Raw genomic sequence first — 20,154 nt, 5'->3', positions numbered from 1 at the left:
CTGAGGATCCGTCAATTGATCTTCACGAGGCCCGCGCTGAGGGAGAGCGTCGCGCCGCCCTTGACCTCGGTGCGCGCGGTGCCGTCGACCGAGACCGACGATCCGCGCACGTCCACCGCCCCCGATGAGGACACCTCGACCTTGCCGGACCCGCCGTCGACCTTCACGCCGCCCGAACGGGCCGTCAGGGAGACGCTGTCGCCCCGCAGTTCGACCGCCCCGTTCTCGGCGTCGACGGTCACGCCGCCGCTCGCCTTCACCTGCACCTTGTCCTTCGCGGTGATCTGCACGGTGCCGTCGCTGCTGATCGCGATCGCCGTGCCCGTGCGGTCCAGGTCGATGGTGAGCTTGCCGTCGCCGGTCGTCAGGCGCACGCCCTGCGGGCCGTTCGCCGTGTCGAGCACCTCGAGCCGGTTCCCCTCCCGCGAGGAGAGGGCCTTGCGGTCCACCGCGCCCGAGGTCTTGTCCACGGGGCTGGTCCGCTGCGGCCGGTCCTGCCCGTTGTAGAGCCCGGCGAGCACATACGGACGGTCCAGGCGGCCGTGTTCGAAGCCGACCACCACCTCGTCGCCGACCTCCGGGATGAGCGGCTCGCCACCGCTGGTGCCGGCCGCCTGCGCGGTGCGCACCCAGTCGCTCGCGTACTCGTCCGACAGCCACGGGAAGCGCACCTTGACCCGGCCCGAGCCGTCCGGGTCCTGTGTGTCGGTCACCGTCGCGTTCACCAGGCCGGCCGGACCCGTGCCCGGGCCCGAGGCCGCGCCCGGGCCGCCGCTCGTCAGCCCGAACAGCGTCCGCTCCTGCTGCCCGGAGACCGTCAGCCACGTCTCGTACCCGCGGTGGGGATCGAAGACGTGCCGGGACGAGGTGACCGTGTACCGCCCCTCGAAGGGCGCCCCGACCGCGTTCAGCGCCACCGCCGAACCCGCCCGGACCTCCGGGTTCCCCCGGATCACCGCCTCCAGCTCCGCGAACGACCCCGCGATCCGTTCCGCCAGTGCCTTCGCCGCCTTGTCGACCCGCTCCTGCGTGCCGTACCCGCCGTCCGTGACCACGTGCCGCGCCGCCCCGAACGGCTCCGTCACCTGCGCCGCCGTCACCCCGAGCGCCAGCCGCGGCGAGCTGCCCGCCGGGGCCCGCCCCACCAGCGCCCGCTTCCCGGCGATGTCCCAGCCGCGCACCTCCACCTCGGACACCTGCTCCGCCGCCGACACCGACGCCCGGCAGCGCAGCAGGTTCGCCCCCAGCTCGAGGACCAGCGGCTCGCGCTCGGCGCGGGCGGAGGGGTCCGGCGCCGCCGACGCCTCGGTCGGCTTCGCGACGTGCAGCTGCCCGTCCCGTACATACGCCTGGGCGCCCGCCTCCTCCGCGAGCGCGCGCACGAACTCCCAGTCGCTCACATTGGCCTGGGCCACATGGTCGAGCACCGGACCGGCCACGTCCATCGTGCCCGCCTTCAGCCCGGCGCGCTGGGCGACCTGGGCGCAGATGTCGGCGAGCGTCATGTTCTGGTAGCTGGCCACCCGCGCCCCGCGCAGCAGCCGGTACGTCTCGTCGAGCCCCCGTACGACGGTGAACGTGCCCGAGTCGTCCAGTTCCAGTTCGAGCGCCGTCACCACCCCGGTCAGCAGCGGCGCGGCCTCCGTCCCGCCTCCGCCGCGTGCCGCGATCCGCGCCTCGGCGCCGACCTGGATCCCCGCCTGCTTCAGCAGCGTGCGGTGCGGGTCGCGAAACCGCAGCACGAACAGGTCCGGAAGCGTCCGGCTGTCGTCGACATACCCCTCCACCAGCTGGTTCGCGAGCTGTGCGGGCAGCTGCCTGCCGCCGAACTCCACCACCAGGGCCGAGGCGACCCCCTGACCGGCCATCAGCGCCCCCGCCCCAGCTCGTCCATGGCGGGCAGCAGCAACTGCCGCCCCGGTGCCAGCCGTAGCGGATCGTCGATCCCGTTCGCCTCCGCGATCGCCCGCCAGGCCGCCGGATCCCCGTACTCGCGCTGCGCGAGCGACGGCAGCGAGTCCCCGGCCGCCACCCGGTGCGTACGGCGGGCGGCGAGCGCGCCCGACGTCGGGTTCTGGCCCGGCGTCTCCCCGCTGATCTCCTCCATCGTCACCTGGCAGACGGCCCGGATCGGCACCCCGGAGGTCGTGAACAGCGTGTATTTCGCCTGCACTTGGCTCACGTAACCGGGGAAGCCGGTCAGCCCGCCCCAGTGGAACACCACCCAGGGCGGGGAGGAACGCTGCTGCTGCCGGCTCTCGTTCGTCGGCACACAGCACGCGAACAGCTGCTCCACCGCCGTCACGACCCGGGTGTCCTGGGTGTCGCCCGCGTCGAAGAACATCTCCACGGTCAACTTGCTGGGCTGCGGCCCCTGGTACTCCGGCGGGCCCGCGCTCTTCGCGCCCTTCGCCGGGGTCCGTTTCCAGGCCGCCGCCTTGGTGAGGCTCAGCTCCTTCGGATTGAACTGGAAGTCGATCCGGCCGCACGGGCCCCCGGGCGTCAGCCCGCCGCCCGTCGGCGGCGTGCGCAGCTCCAGGTACGCATGCTCCAACTTCGGCCGCGCGGACCCGGCCCCCCGGGCCGCCGAGGCCACCCCGGACGTCCCGGCCGCGCTGAAGGCGATGGGTGAGCTCATCTCTTCCTCAGCCCTCCATCACATAGCCGTGGTGGGCGATCTCGATCGTTTCCACCGCCACCTTCGGCGACTCCGGCGAGAACGACGGCCCGGTCCACCGCACCGGCACGACCTCGAGCAGTCCCCACCGGGCGACCTTGCGGCCGTCCCCGGTCCGCGCCTCGATGTGCGCGGTCTTGCGGGTGAAGCCGGTGGTCATCGAGGCGAACCAGCGGGCCACCTTCTCGGTCTCCCGGGTCAGTGGCCGCGACAGCTTCACGTTCGAGTACTTGAGGCGGGTGGGCAGCTGCCACACATGCCCGTTGTTGCCGCCCTCCTCGCGGGTCTCCAGGACGACCTCGCAGCCCAGGCCCTCGCAGGTGTTGAAGGAGCCGAGCTCGATGTCGTCGATCGTGACGACGAAGCAGACGCTGACGGCGGGGTCGTCGCTGCGGTCGGTGGCCATGACCGTGACGTCACCTCTTCTCGATCAGGAAGCCGGCCCGCTCGCGGTCCAGGCGAAGGTCGGCCTTGAGGAGCCGGGCGAGCGGGGGGTAGAGAGCGCGGACGAACTCGTCGGTGACTTTGGGGTGTTGGGGGGAAGAGGAGGTGGTCGGTGGCGCGGGTGCCGATGCCGAGGGCGCGGGCCCGGATGTGGGCGCGGGTGCCGGTTCCGGCTCGGGTGCGGGGGGTGGTTCGGGGGGCGGGGGCTCCTCGGCGGCGACCTCGCGCTGGACGATCGGGGCCGGGGTGTACGAGGGGGTGGGGAGGGCCGACGGCGTGGGCGCCGAGGGGGGCGCGAACACCACACTGCCGTCGGCCATCCGCTGCGCGACCCCGGCGGCGACAGCGACGTCACCGGCGTCACGCAGCGGCCCCCTTCCGGGCGCCACCGCGCGCTGCACGGCCGGCATCCGGGAGACGGGGAGGGGGGAAGGGGAGGGTGGTGCGGCGGGCGCGGTGACCCAGCGCACGGGGACGGGGGCGGGCGAGTCCGCCGGGGAGTCCGCCGCCGCCCGCTGGACGGCGGGCGCCGACGGAGTGCTGTCGTCGACGGTACGGAGGGACAACGGCCGCTCGCCGAGGAGCGGGGCGACCGGGCCGGGGGCCGGCGGGTGGGCCTCGACGACCTCGACGTCGGCGGGGGGCAGTGCCCGGACCCGCTGCACGGACATCGGCACCTGGATCGGTTCCGGAGCCGGTTCCATCGGAGCCTCGCTCCGGGCGGTCGCCGGCAGCCCGGGCAACGGCGCCCCGAGCCCTGGCGCGCGCCGCCCGGGAGTCAGGTCGGTCTGCTCCCGCTGGACGGGCGGCGGCGGGTGAGAGCCCGGGTTCGGTGAGGCGAGGGGGGCCCGCTGGGCGAGCGGCAGCGAGCTCGGGTCGGGCTCCGTGAGTGGTGCCCGGTCGCCGACAAGGCCGCGCACGGGCGGCTCGGGCTCGGGAGCCATGTCGGTCTCCGCCCGCTGGACGGCAGGGGGGTGAGCGCTCGGGTCGGGTTCCACGAGCGGGGCCCGCTGGACGGCAGGCAGGGGGTGAGCGCTCGGGTCCGTCTCCACGAGCGGGGTCCGCTGGACGGGCGGCAGGGGATCAGTGCCCGGGTCCGGCTCCGTGAGTGGTGCCCGGTCGCCGACCAGGCCGCGCATGGGCGGCTCGGTCTCGGGTGCCGCGTCGGTCTCCGTCCGCTGGACGGGCGGCAGGGGATGAGAGCCCGGGTTCGGTGACGCGAGGGGTGCCCGCTGGGCGGGCGGCAGGGGATCAGTGCCCGGCTCCGGTTCCGCGAGTGGTGCCCGGTCGCCGACCAGGCCGCGTACGGGCGGCTCGGGCTCGGGAGCCATGTCGGTCTCCGCCCGCTGGACGGGCGGCAGTGGATCAGGGCCCGGGTTCGGTGACGCGAGCGGTGTCCGTTGGACGGGCGGCTCTGGCTTGGGAGCCACATCAGGCTCCGCCCGCTGGACGGGTGGCAGAGGGTCAGTGCCCGGGGCCGGCTCCGTGAGTGGTGCCCGGTCGCCGACCAGGCCGCGTACGGGCGGCTCGGGCTCGGGAGGCACGTCGGTCTCCGCCCGCTGGACGGGCGGCAGTGGACCGAGCGGTGGGCGCTCGCCGGCGAGAGGAGGGACGTCGGCCCGCACGTCGGGCGCCGCCTCGGCGCTCCGCACGCTCGCCGCCCGCTGGACCGGCGGCAGCGGGTCGGCGCCCGGATTCGGGCTCGGTGGCGCGGGTGGCTCCGCGAGCGGCGCGTGCTCGCCGACCAGGCGGCGCACCGGCGGGTCGACCTCGGGGCGTACCTCCGCCTCCGCACGTACCTCGGGAGTCGCTTCCGCCCGGGCAACCCGCTCCGGGGGCAGCCCCGTCTCCGCCCGCTGCACAGGCATGGGCGCGGGCGGTTCTGCCGGGGGTGCGTGCTCGCCGACCAAGCCCCGTACCGGCGGCACAGCCTCCGCCCGCTGCGCGACCGGCTGCCGAGGCGTAGGTACAGCGGGCTGGGACGCCCCCGTCCGCTGGACGACGGCCTCCGGCCGCACGGCCGGCCTCGGCACCGGCGTGGTGACCCCGTGCACGATCCCGCTCGGGGCGTCGGTGCTGACGGCGTGGCCGAGCGGGGTCGTGAACGCGGTCGGCTGCCGGGTCGGCAGGGCGGCCTCGAAGGCGAGCGGGTCGCTGACGAGCGTCGGGGGCGTCAACGTCCGTTGGAGGGACGGGAGTTCGAGGATGTCGAAGCGGTCCTCGCGGGACGCGGCGGCCGGTTCCGGCGACGGCGCGGCCGTCTCACGCGCCCGCTCGCCGCCCGCCGGCTCCACGCCACCGTCTCCTCGCGGCCGCAGCCAGGACAACAGACCCATCGCTGCCGTTCCCCCTCATCCTCCGTTGAGGCGGGCCACGTGGGCGACGAACCTCAGACGTTCCGGGTGCTCCAGATCCAGGAGCTGATCCAGTGGCCAGTGGAAGTGGTAGGCGAGGTACGCGACCTCCTCGTACAGGCGGTCGGCCGCGTACGTCACGATTCCCCCAGGCGGCCACCGGCGAGGTCCACCGCGAACTCCTCCTGGCAGGACGGGCAGGTGACGGCGGCCCGGGTGTGGCCCTCGGCGTTGATGCGCCGGTAGAAGTCCTGGAGAAAGGCCAGGTCCGAGGCGAACAGGTCCTCGATGACGCCCGGGTGGATGTCGTCGACCGTGCCGATCCTGGTCACCACGCGGGAGATGAGGACCACCGACAGGTACGCGGAGTTCTCCCGGACCCGGTCGTCCCGCAGCGGTACGAGTTCGTCGCGGGCGGTCGCCAGGCGCATGACCCCGTCCCGGTGGACGGTGCCCGACTCGTCGACGTACCCGCGCGGCAGCCGGAACGGGAACTCGGTCCGCATCCCGCCGCCCGCGCCGTCGTGCCCGTCCCCGGCGCCCACGGCGCTCGTGGTGGCCGGGGACGGCGGCACGCTCGTCGCCGTACGACGCATCACTCGACTTCCATGCTCTCGTACGTGATCACGAGCTTCTCGGTCAGGACGGAGGTGTCGCCCGCCTTGAGGGTGCCGATCTCCAGGGACTTGGGCCAGGCGTTGAGGAGCTTGTACCGCTTGATCGGCATGCCCTCGTAGTCGTACACGATGATCGCGCCGTTGCGGCGGGCGCCGGACATCCGGCCGAAGCGGGACTCCTTGATCCAGGTCTCGAAGCTGTTGTCCTCGGTCAGACCGCGGGAGACCGTGACCTCGCCCGCCTTGGGGCGGCCCGGCAGCTTCTTGATGGCGTACTTGCCGTCGGCGGTGTTCTGCTTCAGCTCGATGACGTCCTGCTCCATCTTCAGACCACTGACCTCGGTGATCTGCTTGATGACGACGCTGTCGAACTCGAGGCCGAACGAGTGGCCGACGGAACTGTCGAGATCGGGAAGGGGCACGGCGGACTACTCCTACTCGTCGACGGCACCAGTGCCGCTGGTCAGCTGGGAGAGGCGGAAGACGACGAACTCGGCGGGCTTGACCGGTGCCACACCGATCTCGCAGACGACCTGGCCGATGTCGACGCTCTCCGGCGGGTTCGTCTCGCGGTCGCACTTGACGTAGAACGCCTCGTCCGGGGTCAGCCCGAACAGGGCTCCCTTGCGCCACTCGTTGACGAGGAACGCGGCCACCGTACGCCGGACGCGGGCCCACAGCGCGTCGTCGTTCGGCTCGAAGACGACCCACTGCGTGCCGGCGAGGATCGACTCCTCCAGGTAGTTGAAGAGCCGCCGCACGTTGAGGTAGCGCCAGGCCGGGTCGGAGGAGAGCGTGCGCGCGCCCCACACGCGGATGCCCCGGCCGGGGAAGGCGCGGACGCAGTTGATGCCGACCGGGTTGAGCCGGTCGTGCTCGCCCTTGGTGAGCTGGGTCTGCAGTGCGACCGCGCCGCGGACCACCTCGTTGGCGGGGGCCTTGTGGACCCCGCGCTGCTCGTCGTTCCGGGCCCAGATGCCGGCGATGTGGCCGCTCGGCGGGACGAGGGAGATGCGGCCCGTCGACGGGTCGGCGACGCCGATCCACGGGTAGTACAGAGTCGCGTACTTGGAGTCGAAGTTGGCCTGCTCGGTGCGCCAGGTCTGGACCTCCTGCGGGGAGAGGCCGGGCGGCGGGTCGAGAACGGCGACCCGGTCGCCCATCAGCTCGCAGTGCGTGATCAGGCCCTGCTGGACGGCGATCACCCCGTCGAGGCCGATCAGCCCGCGCTCGTACGCGCTCATCAGGTCGGGCACGGCGACGGTGGTGATGTCCTCGACGGCCTCCAGGCCGCCGAAGCCGGTGCGGCGGTCGGCGTCGCCCACGTACACCTCGGGCGTCAGCGAGCCCGTGGGCACCGGCGCGGAGGCGGGCGGGGCGAGGGTGACGGTCTGCGGCGCGGGGCGGGCCGGGGCGGCGCCGGTGCCGGGCTCGGCTATCTCGATGAGCGCGGAGCCGGTGTTCACCTTGGTGACCACGTTCTCCTTGCTGCGCTTGGTCGTCACGGACGGGTACGTCTCGACGACCTCGCCGTCCCGCCGCACGATCAGCCGGAAGGCGTCGGAGGGCGGGTCGTCGCCCTCGACGTCCGCGATCTCGACGCTGATCGAGCCCGTCACGCCGGGGCGGGCGGTGAGGGCGTACGGCCCGACGGTGACGGGCCCGGGCTGCTGCTTCCGCTGCCGCTGGGCGGCGGTGGCGGGCTCCTCGGCTCCACCGGTCCCGTCGTCGACGCGGACGACGTAGCAGATGCCGCCGCCGTTCGCGAAGAAGCCATAGACGGAGCGGGCGAGGTACGTTCCCTCGACGAAACCGCCGAACCGACTGACGAACTGGCTCCAGTTCGTGATCAGCGTCGGCTCGTCGAACGGCCCCGTCTGCGCGAACCCGACGAAGGCGGCGATGGAGGTGCCCACCCCCTCGATGGGACGGGACCCGGACTCGACCTCTTCGACGTAGACGCCGGGGGACAGGTACGACGGCATACGGCGTGCTCCCTCCTGGAATGACGGCCATTCTCGTGACCCGGACGATCATCGGGAACGGAGCAAGGGCCGCCGGGCGGGCAGCGCGAAGTGCCCGATCGTGCAAGGCGCCGGGGCCGGTCGCCCGCCCGTACGGCCTCGGTACGGCGCTGCCGGTACGGGCACGCTGACGGGACCGCGCACGGCACGGGCCCCCGGGAGGACGGATGAAGGCGATCCCGGAGAAGAAGCCCGCCCAGCCGGACCGGACTCCCCAGCGCCCTTCGGCGGAGGCCGGGACCCACCAACGTCCCTCCGCGGACGGCGGGTTGCAGCCCCGGGACGTGCAGCGCCTTCAGGGCGCGGCGGGCAACGCGGCCGTGGCCCGGCTGGTGGCCCAGCGGTACACCGCCCCCGTGAAGACGCCCGCGTCGGCGGCGCCCGGCTTCCGCCGCGTGACATCCGACGTGTCCGCCAAGCGCCGTACCCTCGCCGCGCACCCACCGGCCACTGCCGAGTCGAAGGCGGCACAGGACGCGGCGGTGGCGCCCCCGGACGACAAGGAGGCGCAGGGCAAGGCCGCGAACGCGGAGAAGATGAACGCGGCGAAGCCGGGGGAGTTCAACAAGGCCGCGTTCGTCGAGGCGGTCAACAAGGCGATCGACGCGCAGGCCCCGAAGAACCTCGACGAGGCGGACAAGTTCTCGAAGTCGGGGAAGGCCGACAAGGTCAAGGCCGAGGTCGACGGGAAGGTCACCGACGGCAAGAACACCTCCGCCAAGGACATCGAGACCACCACCAAAGCTCCGCCCGACACCGCGGCGGCCAAGGACAAACCGGTCACCCCGATGACCCCCGACCGGCCGCCGGCCAACCCGGGCGCGCCGAGCGCGGCGGACGCGGTTCCGGCGAAACAGCCCGATGCCGTCACCGACTTCTCCGAGGGCCCGGCGCAGAACGACAAGGCGCTCGCCGACGCCGAGGTGACGGAGGAACAGCTCGCCAAGGGCAACGAGCCCGAGTTCGACGAGGCGCTGCAGGCGAAGAAGACGGCCGAGACCGACTCGGCACAGGCGCCGGGCAAGGCCCGTACGGCGGAGAAGGGGCAGCTCGCGACGGCGAAGGCGGGCGCGGCGGCGGCCGGCGCGCAGGCGATGAACGCGCTGACCCAGACCCGGGCGGCGGCGGGCAAGGGCGTCGACGGCGGCAAGGGCGAGACGAAGTCGAAGGACGAGCAGAAGCGGGCCGCGGTCACGGCGAAGCTCCAGAAGGTCTTCGACGCGACGAAGAAGGACGTCGAATCGACCCTGGAGGGCCTCGACAAGAAGGTCGACGAGGCCTTCACGACGGGGGAGAAGGCGGCGCGCGACGCGTTCACCGCGGACCACAAGAAGCGGATGGACGCGTACAAGGACAAGCGGTACTCGGGCCTGCTCGGCAAGGGGCGCTGGCTGAAGGACAAGTTCGCCGGCATGCCGCAGGAGGCGAACGACCTCTACCAGGAGTCGCGCAAGCTGTACGTGGCCCGGATGCAGACGGTCATCTCCTCGGTGGCCGACATCATCGGCGCCGAACTCGGCCGCGCGAAGGCCCGTATCGCGCAGGGCCGTTCGGAGCTGAAGGCGGAGGTGGACCGGCTGCCGGCCGACCTGCGGAAGTACGGCGAGGAGGCGGCGAAGGACTTCGCGGGCAAGTTCGACGACCTGGAGTCCACGGTCAACGAGAAGTCCCAGCAACTGGTGCAGGACCTGGCGCAGAAGTACACGCAGGCGCTCAACGCGGTCGACGAGGAGATCAAGAAGCTCCAGGAGGCCAACAAGGGCCTGATCGACAAGGCGAAGGACGCGATCGTCGGCGTCCTCAAGACCATCAACGAGCTGAAGAACCTGCTGCTCGGCATCCTGGCCAAGGCCGCCTCGGCCATCATGAAGATCATCAAGGACCCGATCGGCTTCCTCGGAAACCTCGTCCGGGCGGTCGGCGCGGGCCTTCAGCTCTTCATCTCGAACATCGGCGACCACCTGAAGAAGGGCCTGGTCGCCTGGCTCCTGGGCACGGCGACGAAGGCGGGCCTGGAGCTTCCGCAGCGCTTCGACCTGCGCGGCATCATCAGCCTGATCACCTCGCTCCTGGGCCTGACCTGGGCGAACATCCGCTCCCGCATCACCCGCAAGGGCGTCCCCGACGAGGCCATGTCCGCCGTCGAGTCCTCCCTTCCCCTGGCCCAGACCCTCGCCCGCGAGGGCCCGGCGGGCGCGGTCGAGCACATCAAGCAGGAGACCGGCGACCTCAAGGCCACGATCCTGGAGAAGCTCACCAGCTACCTGATCCCCACGGTCATCGTCGCGGGCATCACCTGGATCGTCTCCCTCCTCAACCCCGCCTCGGCCTTCGTCCGCGCGGTCAAGGGCATCATCGACATCGTCACCTTCGTGGTGAACCAGGGCGCCCAGATCGCCGCCTTCGTCAACGCGGTCCTCGACGCGGTCATCCAGATCGCAGGCGGCGGCCAGGCCGGCGTCCCGAAAATGGTCGAAGCCGCCCTCGCCGGCGCCATCCCGCTCCTCATCGGCTTCCTCGCCTCCCTACTGGGCATCGGCGGCCTCGCCAACAAGGTGAAGTCCGTCTTCCAGTCGGTGGCAAAGCCGGTGAACCGGGCGATCGACAAGATCGTCGACTTCATCGTCAAGAAGGGCAAGGCCCTCTGGCAGAAGCTCAAGGGCAAGAAGGGCGACAAGGACGCCGGGCCGGACAAGCGCACCGACGCGGACAAGCGGAAGGACCTCGACGCAGGTCTCGACGCCGCCGAATCGCTGGTGAAGAAGGACATCCCCGCGACCGAGATCCGCCAGCAGCTCCCCGAGATCAAGCGCCGCCACCGGATGACCGAGCTGAAGCTGACGATCGAGTCCGACACGAAGGGGGAGGAGCACTACCGGATCGACGGCGCTGTGAATCCGCGCGACAAGCGGGACGGCACGAAGGACGGTCCCAAGCGGGGAGACCACGTCTTCGCCCTCGGCCTGTCCGGGACGCTCAGCGACATGAAGGAGGAGTCCCACCGCATCCTGGCGGGGGCGAACGTCCTTGACAAGCCCAGGTCCGATGTCCTGCAGAGTTCGCTGGAGGCGGCCCGCGGCAAGGCGGGGCAGATTCCGGAACTCATTGTCCGGAAGGGGCGGCAGGACGCCGCGGGCGACGCCCATTCCCAGGCGTACGGCAGGCGATCCGAAGACGCGAAGTACGCCGTCGTGCAGGTGGCCACCGGTCTGACCCAGTACTACGCGCCGCCACGCGAGAACGACACGCCCGCGGGCGACGAGGCACAGCGACGGACGCGGATCGTGGCGACGACGACGGCCCACGCCAAGCTGACGGTCTCGGGCTGGCTGGACCACGTGGTGGATCGGGAATCCGTGCCCCTGCTGTCCGCGGCGCAAAGGCGCGAGTTCCTCCAGGGTGAGTTCACGCTGCAGGAGCTCAGACAGATCCTCGGCAAGGGATTCGACCGGATCCTGGGCCGCCCTTAGGGCTGGAAGCGTGACCGATCGCTTCCTGTACCTCTCGGCCGCCAAGTCAGGTGCCGCGGCGCAGCAGGTCGTAGTCGCCCAGGGTCTCCGAGGCCGTGTGGAGGAAATCGAGATAGGCGTCGTAGGTCGCCGCGTGAGCCTTCTTGGCAGCGGTCACCCGCGCCTCCCGGTCGTCGGCCTCGGACTCGACGGCGAGGTGCACGGCAGCATGGTAGTTCCGCAATCTGCGCGACGCCTCGACGGCGCTTTCCGACACCGCCTCGGGGCCCGCCGCCCGGACGGCCTCCTCAGCGCGGCCGAGACTCTCCACTGGTTCGCTCCAGAGCTCCCGTGCGCGGGCGAGGAGCTCCGGCCCCTCCTTCTCGCTCACGTAGGCGATCATGGCGACCTCGACGACCGCGTCCTTGAGTTGATCGAGCCGATCGCGGAACGCCGTCGCATACGACAGACAGGCGTCCTTGCGTGTGTCCGCGCTCATGTCCCCAGCCTTTCGGGCGGTGGTCTCGTTCAGTTCAGCAAGTCCACATACGGGCCGAACTCCGACGCCAGTGTCAGGCGTCCCAGCTTCTGGTATTCCCGCTGCACCGCGTGAATCAGCATCGGCATCGTCAAAGGCCCGCCCGCCTCCGCCGCCAGATACGCCGCCGTCACCGCGATCGAGCGGATGTTGCCGCCCGCCAGCTCGAAGGCCGAGGCGCAGAAGTCGAGGTCCAGACCGGCGGTGCGGGGGAGGTGGGGGCCCAGGCTGCGGTCCCAGAGAACCAGGCGTTGCGCGGGGTCCGGGACCGGGAAGTCGACGACCAGGTCCAGGCGGCGGGTGAACGCGTCGTCCAGGTTCGCGCGGAGATTGGTCGCCAGGATCGCCAGGCCGTCGAAGGACTCCATCCGCTGGAGCAGATACGCGCTCTCCACGTTGGCATAGCGGTCGTGCGCGTCCTTCACGTCCGAGCGCTTGCCGAAGATCGCGTCGGCCTCGTCGAAGAGGAGGACGCCGTTCACGCCGGCCGCCTCCGTGAAGATGCGCTCCAGGTTCTTCTCGGTCTCGCCGACGTACTTGTCGATCACCGTCGCCAGGTCGACCGTGTAGAGGTCGAGGCCCAGGTCGGCCGCGATGACCTCCGCCGACATCGTCTTGCCCGTGCCCGAGTCGCCCGCGAACAGTGCCGCCACCCCCCGGCCCCGCCCGCCGCCCGGGCGCATGGACCAGGTGCCGAGGACGTGGTCGCGGTGGCGGGCGCGGGAGGTGAGTTCGCGGAGTTGGGCCTCGGTGTCCCGGGGGAGGACGAGGTCGTCCCAGCCGACCGAGGGCTCGATGCGGCGGGCCAGCCGGTCCAGACCGGCCGCGTTCTGGGCGCGGGCGCCCCGGCGCACATGCCCGGGGGTCAGGGCGCCGCCGTCGAGGCGGGCCGACTGGGCCGCGCCGCGCGCCGCCCCCACCACCTGCTCCGGGGTGAGGAGGAAGGGGGACAGCTCGGCGGCGACGTCGAGGTCCGCGGCGCGGCCCGCCGCCACCTCGTACGTACGGGACCACAGCTCCGCCCGCGCTTCCGGCTCCACCCGCGGCGCCCGCAGCAGCAGCGGCGGGCCGGAGGACCAGGAGGCGTCCCAGGGGACCCGGCCCACCAGGACGAGGGGGACCGGCGTCTCCGTCAGGGCGCGGAGCAGCGCGGGGCGTTCGCGGGACACCGCGTCCACGGGCGCCGCCACCAAGCCCGCCCCCGTCAGCCGGGCCTCGCGCACCAGCGACCGTATCGCCTCCGCCGGAACCGGGTCCTCCGCGAGCCGCGCGAGGTCCACCCCGAGGATCCCCCGCCCCGCCGCCGCCAGCGCGCTCGTGGCCAGCGCCGTCCCCGCACCGCCCTGGTCCTCCTGGAGGTACACCAGCCGCACCCCGTCGCCCAGCACCCGCGCCAGCGCCGACGGGTCGCCCACCCCCCGCACCGGCTCCCAGGGCGCGAGCAGCTCCGCCGGCCGCGGGTCCGGGGTGTCGTCACCCAGCAGATGCGCCGTCACCCGGTCAGGCACCCGCAGCGCACGGCTCAGGAACGGCCGCTCCAGGTCCTCCATCATCAGCAGCCCGCCCGCGCGCAGGGGCGCCCGCGCACCCAGCCGCGCCCGCGCCTCCCGGTCGGCGGCCGGCATCCCGCACAGCCCGAGCGCGAGCCCGGCCGACGGGCGCCGCCGCGTCACGTCGTCGTTGAGGTAGCCGTAGAACGCCTCGAAACGGTCGTCCAGATCCGGCAGCAGCGCGACGAGAAGGATCTCGACGTCCAGGGCCGTCAGGGCGAACTCCGAAGCCAGGGCCCCCAGTCGGCCGCCGGACTCGCCCCCCGGAACGGACATGGCAGGAAACGCACGCGGGGAGTCCAGCAGCCGCGTCACCGTCTCCTCCGTCAGGTACAGGCCCCGGAACGCGTCGTCCGGATCCGGGTCCACCGCCCGCCGGGCCTCCACCGCCCGCCGGATCCGGAGCTCCAAATCCTGGGCGCGGGCCAGCAGTTCCGCCGTCACGTCGTGTCCCGCAGCCGTACGCTCATCCCGTCGTCCCCGACCGGCGGGCCCGCCGCGAACCGTGGCGACGCCGTCACCGGCACGCTCACCACCAGGTCGAGCGAGGGCTTCAACTCCCCACCCAGCGCGCTCCACACGTCCGCGAACGAGCGGTCCTCCGGCGGCGGCAGCGCGATCGACATCGGCACCGACGCGCCGATCTCCTCGAGGGAGCCGGTCAGCCGCTCGCGCGGCAGCGCGTCGTACCGCAGCAGGCACGACAACAGCGAGGAGAGCAGCCGGTGTTCGTCCTCGGGGCGCTTGGTCCAGGCGGTGATCAGGTACGACAGCTTGAAGAAGCGCGGCGGGCGGTGGCGGGAGACCACCACGCCCCGCTCGTCGTACTCGTTGTGCAGGCCCCGCGAGCGGCGGCGCATGTCCTCCCGGATGTCGTACAGGTACAGATTGACCATCGGGGCGTTGACCTTCGCCGCCCACTCGCGGGTGGGCGCGTCGAAGACCACTGCCACCTGGCCGCCCTCGAGCACCTCGGCACGGATCAGGGCGCGCAGCACGTCGTCGACCTCGTGGATCACCGACCCGTCACCCCCGTCCCGCGAAGTCCGGCGGCTGGAGGGCGTGTTGCACCACCAGGATCGGGGCTTCCACCAGCTCGAGCCGAGGCACGTCCGCCCGCAGCAGGCGCGGCCCGAGCCGGTCCTTGCGCAGGACGAGGACGTACGTGTCGAAGGTGCCGTCGGCGCCGACCCGTACCGGCACGGCGTCCGCGGTGATCCCTTCCGACCAGGTGAGCCGTACGGTCTCGCCCGGCGGGTAGTCGGCCCCACGCACGCGCACGGTCTCGCCGGGCTTGGCCACGGCGGGCGTCACCTCCAGGCGCGGCTGAAGCACCCGCAGAGCGGCCCTGGCCGCATTGTTGCCGGGCGCCAGGTCGTTCCGGGTGCCGCGCACGGTGGCCCTTACGTCGCCGCCCGCCGCCTCCGCGTACGTCGCCGTCTGCGTCACCACCAGCCGGCCACCGGCCGGGATCGTGCAGGGCGCCGCGGCGGTGCAGCGGCCGGTCGGGGTGACCTGGAGCCCCGGGGAGGCGGGCCAGGTCGTACCGAGGACCACGCCGGTGGCCGTGTCGGGGCCGGCGTTGGAGAGCGTGTACGTCGCGACGGTCGCCCGGCCCGCGTACGTACGGGCGGGGGAGAGGCCCACCGAGACCGCCAGGTCCGCCGCCGGCGGGGACACGACCGGCAGTACGTGGAAGTCGGCCCGGTCGGTTGCGGTGTTGCCCGCCTTGTCGGTCGCGGTGCAGGTCACCTGGGTCCTGCCCGGCGGGAAGACGGAGCCCGACGGGGGCGTGCACGTCGGCGTCAGCTCCCCGTCGACGGCGTCGACGGCGGTGGCCGGGTAGTCGATCCGGACGCCGGTGCGGTCGACCGCCCGGACCCAGCGGTCGTCGACATTCACGACGGGCGGCGTGATGTCGTTCACGGTGATCGAGATCTTCTGCTGGTACGCCGGGTCGGCGGCGGCCGCCTCGTTCAGGTCCGGGCCGTCCGGCGGCCGGGAGCCGAGCAGGAACTCGACCGTGCAGGACAGGGTCTGCCCCTGCGGTGCGTCGCCGTTGACGGTGATCTTCTCGTCGAAGTCGGCGACCTGGCCGCTGACCACGTCCCGCACCGGCGGCGCGAGCGTCACGGTCAGGCCGGGGTCGCAGTCGACGAGCCGGTGGCCCACGCTGATCGGCAGGTTGGTGAGGCCCTCGACGACGGCCTCGGCGACGCGGTCGGGCACGATCCCGGAGAACTTGCGGCCGCCGGTGGCATTGATGATGCGGGTGGCCATGCCGGGGGTGGTGTGGTCACGGTAGTCCGGGTCGCCCGCGTCGCCGTTGCCGTCGAGGCCGTCGCCGATCCTCGTCTCCACGTCGACGCCGATCACCCGGACGTTCTGCCCCTGCAGGGAGGCGATGGTGTCGTCGATGGTGTGCCCGTTGCTGGGGTTGTGGCTGGAGGCGTCGCCCACCAGGACGATCACGGGACTGGAGTTCTCCCGGAAGACGGTCTTGCCGCCCGCCCCGTGGGCGATCTGCCACAGCCCGTTGATGAAGTCCTCGGTCGGTCCCGGCGGCCCGCCCATGTCGGCGCGCAGGGCGTTCACCCCGGCCTGGATCAGGTTGTCCTCCTGAGTGAGCTCGGCGGTGACCCGGAAACCTGCGTCCGGGGGGTTGCCCACCTGGTCGCCGTAGGTCGCCACCGCGAACCGGGCGTCCGGCTGTGACTGGCGCACCCTGCTGACGATATCGGGCAGGCCGCGCCGTACGTCCGTGATGGTCTGGTCCATGGACCCGGTGCCGTCGACAAGGAGCACCACCTCGGGGCGGGGCGGCACCGGCGGAGTCAGGACCTGCTTGTCCACGTCGAGGGACTGACCCGGGTCGAGCGCGGCGGTGACGACGGGCGGGGTCACCGGGTCCGTCGCCTCGGCGGCCGCCGGCACCGTCGCGGGCACGGTCCCGGCCGTCCCGGCGGCGACCAGCAGCAGCGCGAGCACGGCGACCCGCCCCCGACGCGCTCCACCGGGCGCCGCGCCCTGCGGCCGGCCCGGCGACTCGCCCGGGGACCTGCCCGGCGACTCGCCCGGCGACTTCCCGTACGCCCGGAACGGCGGTGACCAGCGCACAGTGCAGCCCCCTCGGCCTTGCCACGCTCTACAGATGTCCCGCGAGGATCGCGCCCCCGGGCCCGGATGTCATCCCCACCCAAGTCATATGACAGGGAAGGAAGTTGTGCACGAAAGGGCAACCGACCCCTGACGGCCGTCAGATCAGCCCCTGCCGCATCGCGTACGCCACCGCGTGCGACCGGTTGCGCAGTTGGAGCCGGGTGATGACCGCGTGCAGCACGTTCTTGATCGTGCGTTCGGAGTACGAGAGCTTCGCGGCGATGTCGGCGGTGTCGTACCCCTCCGCCACCAGCCGCAGCACGTCCACCTCCCGCGCCGCGAGCCCCGTGAAGTGCAGCCCGCGCGGGCCCAGGACCTGGCCCTGGAGCCGGCCGACCTCCTCCAGGAGCCGGCCCACCAGGTCCGACGGCAGATGCCCGGCGCCCTTGGAGACCGTACAGATGACGTGCACGAGATGCTCGGGCGTGGCCTCCGCCCGCCGGATCACCCCGGCGACCCCGCACTCGGCCGCGCTCACCAGCTTCTGCTCGTCGATGTCGGTGGTCACGAGCACGATCCGCGCGGTGCTGGTGCGCCGGATGTGCCGCAGCAGCTGCAGTACGTCCTCGTCCACCGTGTCTACCACGAGCACCGCGACCTGCGGTTTCGGGTCGGCCGTCTCGCCCCACCCGGTCACCTGGATCTCGGGCCGGGCCCTCAACTGACTCGTCACCCCCGCCTGGGAGATGGGGTCCTGGGCGCGCAGGGCGACCGTGGTTCGTTCCATGAGCATGCTCCCCCCGGAGACGGCGACCGCACGAGCGTCACACGGGGCTCGGTGGTTCCGGTCGCAAGCATGAAGAACGTTCGACAACTCCGCTCAACGCAGTCTCATACGTTGACAGATGGACTGGGAATGCCCGCAGTGGCCGCCGTGAAAACCGAATCGCCACTTCGGGCATGAGATCTGCCCGAAAGTGTTCCTCCGCGGTCGCTGTCGTAAAGAGTGCCCGCTTCTACGGTTCGCCCATGAGTCTTACGGCACACCTCGACGCCGCGTCCGTCACCGCCGCTCCGGGCGAGGAGACACGCATACCCCTCCAGGTACGCAACTCCGGCACCACCGTGGAGGAGTACCGCTTCGAGGTGGTCGGCTCCTGCGCCGCCTGGACGACGGTCGAGCCCGCGACGATCTCGCTCTACCCCGGAAGTTCGGAGACCGTCACCGTCGTATTCCGGCCACCCCGGGAATCCTCCGTGACGTCCGGCGACACCCCGTTCGGGATACGGGTGATCCCCACCAGCGGGCAGACCGAGCCCGTCGTCCCCGAAGGACGGGTCACCGTACGGCCGTTCAGCGATGTCACCGCCGAGCTCGTCCCGCCCGGCTCCCAGGGCGCCCGCGGCGGCTCGCACAAGGTCGCGGTGGACAACCGCAGCAACGCTCCCCTGACCGCCGTCCTGTCCGCCCGCGCCGGAACCGAGCAGGCCCGGATCTCCTTCACGCCGCGCGAGCTTCTCATCGAGCCCGGCAAGGCCGCCTTCGCGACGGTGCGGGTCCGCCCGGTCAAGCGGATCTGGCGCGGCACGCCCGTCACCCACACCTTCCAGGCGCTGGTCACGCCCACCGCCCCCGAGGGCGAGGAGCCGCAGGCCCCGATCGCCCTCGACGGCACCTACCAGCAGCAGCCGATCCTGCCCCGCTGGCTGCCCCGGGTCCTCATCCTCGCCTGCGTGCTCATCCTCGCCCTGGTGGGCGCCTGGTACGGGCTGCTGCGGCCGGCCGTGAAGTCGGCGGCCCGCGAGGCGATCACCCCGGAGGTCATCGCCTCCGCGACCGCGACGCCGAGCAAGGACCCCGGCGGAGAGACCGGCGGCGGCGAGACCGGTGGCGGAGGAGGCGGCGGCTCGGCGACCACGCCGCCCCCCGCGCCCAGCACGCCCGCCTCGACGCCCCCCGCCAAGCCCCCGGCGGCGCCGGTCCCGCCCCCGGCGCCGACCAGCGCCCAGATCCAGGTGCGCGACGCCGTCGGCGGCGGGAGCAGCACGGGGACGGCGCTGACCGTGGCGGACGGCAGGACGTTCCGGCTCACCGACATCGTGGTCCAGAACCCGCAGGGCGACGCCGGCAGGGTCGTGGTCACGGCGGGCGAGAGCAGGATCCTGACCCTCGCCCTGGAGAACTTCCGCGACTCGGACTACCACTTCGTGACGCCGGTCCTGGTGCCGGCCGGGGAGTCGGTCACCCTGACGGTGGAATGCCGCAAGGTCGGGCGGCCGGTCAACGCCCCGCAGCCCAGCCGGTGTGCCGCCTCCCTGTTCCTGGGCGGCACACTCCAGACCGTCAAGCCCTGACGGATCGTCAGGCGTCGGGCGCCGCTTCTTCCTCCTCGGCGCCCGACTCCGCCTGCCGCTGCACGAACGAACCCTGCACGTCGGCCGGTTGTTCGTCCTCGTCCTCCGCGCTCGACCGCTGCACCGCCGGCGCGGAGGCAGCGGACGAGGGCTGCACGGAAGCGGCGGACGCGGGCTGCACGGAAGCGGCGGGGGCGGGCTCCGCGGAAGCGGAGGAGGGGTCGTGCGAAGGGGCAAGGACCCGCTCCGCGTTCGCCACCGCCTCCCGCTCGAACCGGTCGGACGGGTCGCTCACCCGGATCCCGCCCGGCGCCTCCGTACCCTCCACCGGCCCGCCGCGCTGCTGCACCACGTGGGTCAGCTCGTGCGCCAGCGTCGTCCGGCCCTGCGCCGAGGACGGGTCGTAGGCCTCCCGCTGGAACACCACATGGTTGCCGACCGTGTACGCGTGCGCCCCGATGCCCTTGGCGGAGGCGTCCGCGGTGGCGTCGGTGTGGATCCGTACGTCGGAGAAGTCGGCGCCCATCCGCGTCTCCATGTCGGCGCGGGTGTCGGTGTCGAGCGGCTGACCGCCCGAGCCGATCACGTCGTGGACCGGGGAGCGCTCCTGGGCCTCCTCGGCGGCCTCGCCGCCCGCAGCCCGGCTGCGCTGCACCATCGCGCCGACGGCCCCGTTGCCCACCGCCCGCTGCAGGGCGCCGAAGCCGGAGGCGCCGACCACGTCGGTCCGCCCGGTCGCCGCCGCCTCGAAGAGCCGGGCGCCGCCCGGGCCCTCGTGCTCCTCCCGGTGCTCGTGCTCGTGTTCGTGCCGCTCGTGCTCGTGTCCGTGCTCGTAGTCGTATGCGCTCATCGTCCTCGCTCCGAAGCCGTCGGCCGTTCGTCTCGCGCGGGAGTCCGGCGTAGGGTCCACGTGGGTCCAGCGTGGCTTCCAGCGTTGGTCGCGACGCCGGGGTCCGTCCAGGCCCCGGCCGGGCACGGCGAGGCAGGATGTGCTGCCCCTAAGGGCAACGGCCCGTGAAATGGCCTCCGCCCTGCCCGATTCCGGGC

General features: G+C 72.6%; 16 protein-coding genes. 2 read left to right on the top strand and 14 right to left on the bottom strand.

Annotated features, from left to right (window positions below; genetic code table 11):
- Window positions 1-11 precede the first annotated feature (11 nt).
- The 8 genes from ACZ4VI_RS24550 to ACZ4VI_RS24515 are packed head-to-tail and all read right to left on the bottom strand — an operon-like array spanning window position 12 to window position 8,077.
- Window positions 12-1,868 (bottom strand): VgrG-related protein, encoded by a 1,857-nt coding sequence (locus ACZ4VI_RS24550; protein WP_468002442.1) that lies wholly within the window; start codon window positions 1,866-1,868, stop codon window positions 12-14.
- Complete coding sequence (locus tag ACZ4VI_RS24545) at window positions 1,868-2,638, bottom strand: CIS tube protein (RefSeq protein ID WP_468002440.1); 771 nt, start codon at window positions 2,636-2,638, stop codon at window positions 1,868-1,870. Before ACZ4VI_RS24545 ends, ACZ4VI_RS24550 begins: the two co-directional genes overlap by 1 nt.
- Before the next feature lie 7 nt (window positions 2,639-2,645).
- Window positions 2,646-3,083 carry a phage tail protein gene (locus ACZ4VI_RS24540; protein WP_468002439.1) on the bottom strand — a complete coding sequence of 146 codons (438 nt, stop codon included), beginning with the start codon at window positions 3,081-3,083 and terminating at the stop codon, window positions 2,646-2,648.
- A gap of 10 nt (window positions 3,084-3,093) precedes the next feature.
- The gene (locus tag ACZ4VI_RS24535; RefSeq protein ID WP_468002437.1) at window positions 3,094-5,415 is read right to left on the bottom strand and encodes a hypothetical protein; all 2,322 of its coding nucleotides are present in this window, start codon (window positions 5,413-5,415) and stop codon (window positions 3,094-3,096) included.
- A gap of 57 nt (window positions 5,416-5,472) precedes the next feature.
- Window positions 5,473-5,616, bottom strand: a complete 144-nt coding sequence (locus ACZ4VI_RS24530; protein WP_468002435.1) for a DUF6760 family protein — start codon at window positions 5,614-5,616, stop codon at window positions 5,473-5,475.
- Window positions 5,613-6,071, bottom strand: coding sequence for a hypothetical protein (locus ACZ4VI_RS24525; protein WP_468002433.1), 459 nt, complete (start codon window positions 6,069-6,071; stop codon window positions 5,613-5,615). Before ACZ4VI_RS24525 ends, ACZ4VI_RS24530 begins: the two co-directional genes overlap by 4 nt.
- Window positions 6,071-6,514, bottom strand: coding sequence for a phage tail protein (locus ACZ4VI_RS24520; RefSeq protein WP_468002431.1), 444 nt, complete (start codon window positions 6,512-6,514; stop codon window positions 6,071-6,073). Before ACZ4VI_RS24520 ends, ACZ4VI_RS24525 begins: the two co-directional genes overlap by 1 nt.
- 12 nt (window positions 6,515-6,526) lie before the next feature.
- On the bottom strand, window positions 6,527-8,077 hold the full coding sequence (locus ACZ4VI_RS24515; protein ID WP_468002429.1) for a phage tail sheath family protein: 1,551 nt from the start codon (window positions 8,075-8,077) through the stop codon (window positions 6,527-6,529).
- 206 nt (window positions 8,078-8,283) lie between these two features.
- On the opposite strand from ACZ4VI_RS24515, the gene ACZ4VI_RS24510 reads away from it, so the two are divergent.
- Window positions 8,284-11,586 (top strand): phage tail protein, encoded by a 3,303-nt coding sequence (locus ACZ4VI_RS24510; RefSeq protein WP_468002427.1) that lies wholly within the window; start codon window positions 8,284-8,286, stop codon window positions 11,584-11,586.
- Between the two features lie 46 nt (window positions 11,587-11,632).
- Here ACZ4VI_RS24510 and ACZ4VI_RS24505 read toward each other — a convergent pair whose 3' ends face one another.
- The 5 genes from ACZ4VI_RS24505 to ACZ4VI_RS24485 form a co-directional block, all read right to left on the bottom strand.
- Entirely contained in the window at window positions 11,633-12,064 is a 432-nt protein-coding gene (locus ACZ4VI_RS24505; protein ID WP_468002425.1) for a hypothetical protein, read from the bottom strand.
- 29 nt (window positions 12,065-12,093) lie between these two features.
- The gene (locus tag ACZ4VI_RS24500; protein WP_468002423.1) at window positions 12,094-14,097 is read right to left on the bottom strand and encodes an ATP-binding protein; all 2,004 of its coding nucleotides are present in this window, start codon (window positions 14,095-14,097) and stop codon (window positions 12,094-12,096) included.
- Window positions 14,094-14,672: a Pvc16 family protein gene (locus ACZ4VI_RS24495; protein WP_468002422.1), complete on the bottom strand. Its 579-nt coding sequence runs from the start codon at window positions 14,670-14,672 to the stop codon at window positions 14,094-14,096. The genes ACZ4VI_RS24500 and ACZ4VI_RS24495 overlap by 4 nt, the downstream gene beginning before the upstream one ends.
- A 7-nt stretch (window positions 14,673-14,679) precedes the next feature.
- Window positions 14,680-16,770: a VWA domain-containing protein gene (locus ACZ4VI_RS24490; RefSeq protein WP_468002420.1), complete on the bottom strand. Its 2,091-nt coding sequence runs from the start codon at window positions 16,768-16,770 to the stop codon at window positions 14,680-14,682.
- Window positions 16,771-16,909: 139 nt separating this feature from the next.
- Window positions 16,910-17,539 (bottom strand): helix-turn-helix transcriptional regulator, encoded by a 630-nt coding sequence (locus tag ACZ4VI_RS24485; protein WP_468002418.1) that lies wholly within the window; start codon window positions 17,537-17,539, stop codon window positions 16,910-16,912.
- 242 nt (window positions 17,540-17,781) lie between these two features.
- Here ACZ4VI_RS24485 and ACZ4VI_RS24480 point away from each other — a divergent pair, with 242 nt between their 5' ends.
- Window positions 17,782-19,107, top strand: a complete 1,326-nt coding sequence (locus tag ACZ4VI_RS24480) for a COG1470 family protein (protein WP_468002416.1) — start codon at window positions 17,782-17,784, stop codon at window positions 19,105-19,107.
- Window positions 19,108-19,114: 7 nt separating this feature from the next.
- Here ACZ4VI_RS24480 and ACZ4VI_RS24475 read toward each other — a convergent pair whose 3' ends face one another.
- Window positions 19,115-19,957 carry an eCIS core domain-containing protein gene (locus ACZ4VI_RS24475; protein WP_468002414.1) on the bottom strand — a complete coding sequence of 281 codons (843 nt, stop codon included), beginning with the start codon at window positions 19,955-19,957 and terminating at the stop codon, window positions 19,115-19,117.
- Window positions 19,958-20,154: the final 197 nt, after the last annotated feature.

It is taken from the genome of Streptomyces sp. NPDC029169, from assembly GCF_055563935.1.
The sequence above is the reverse complement of the archived record's forward strand: the minus strand, read 5'-3'. Positions and strand labels throughout refer to the sequence as shown.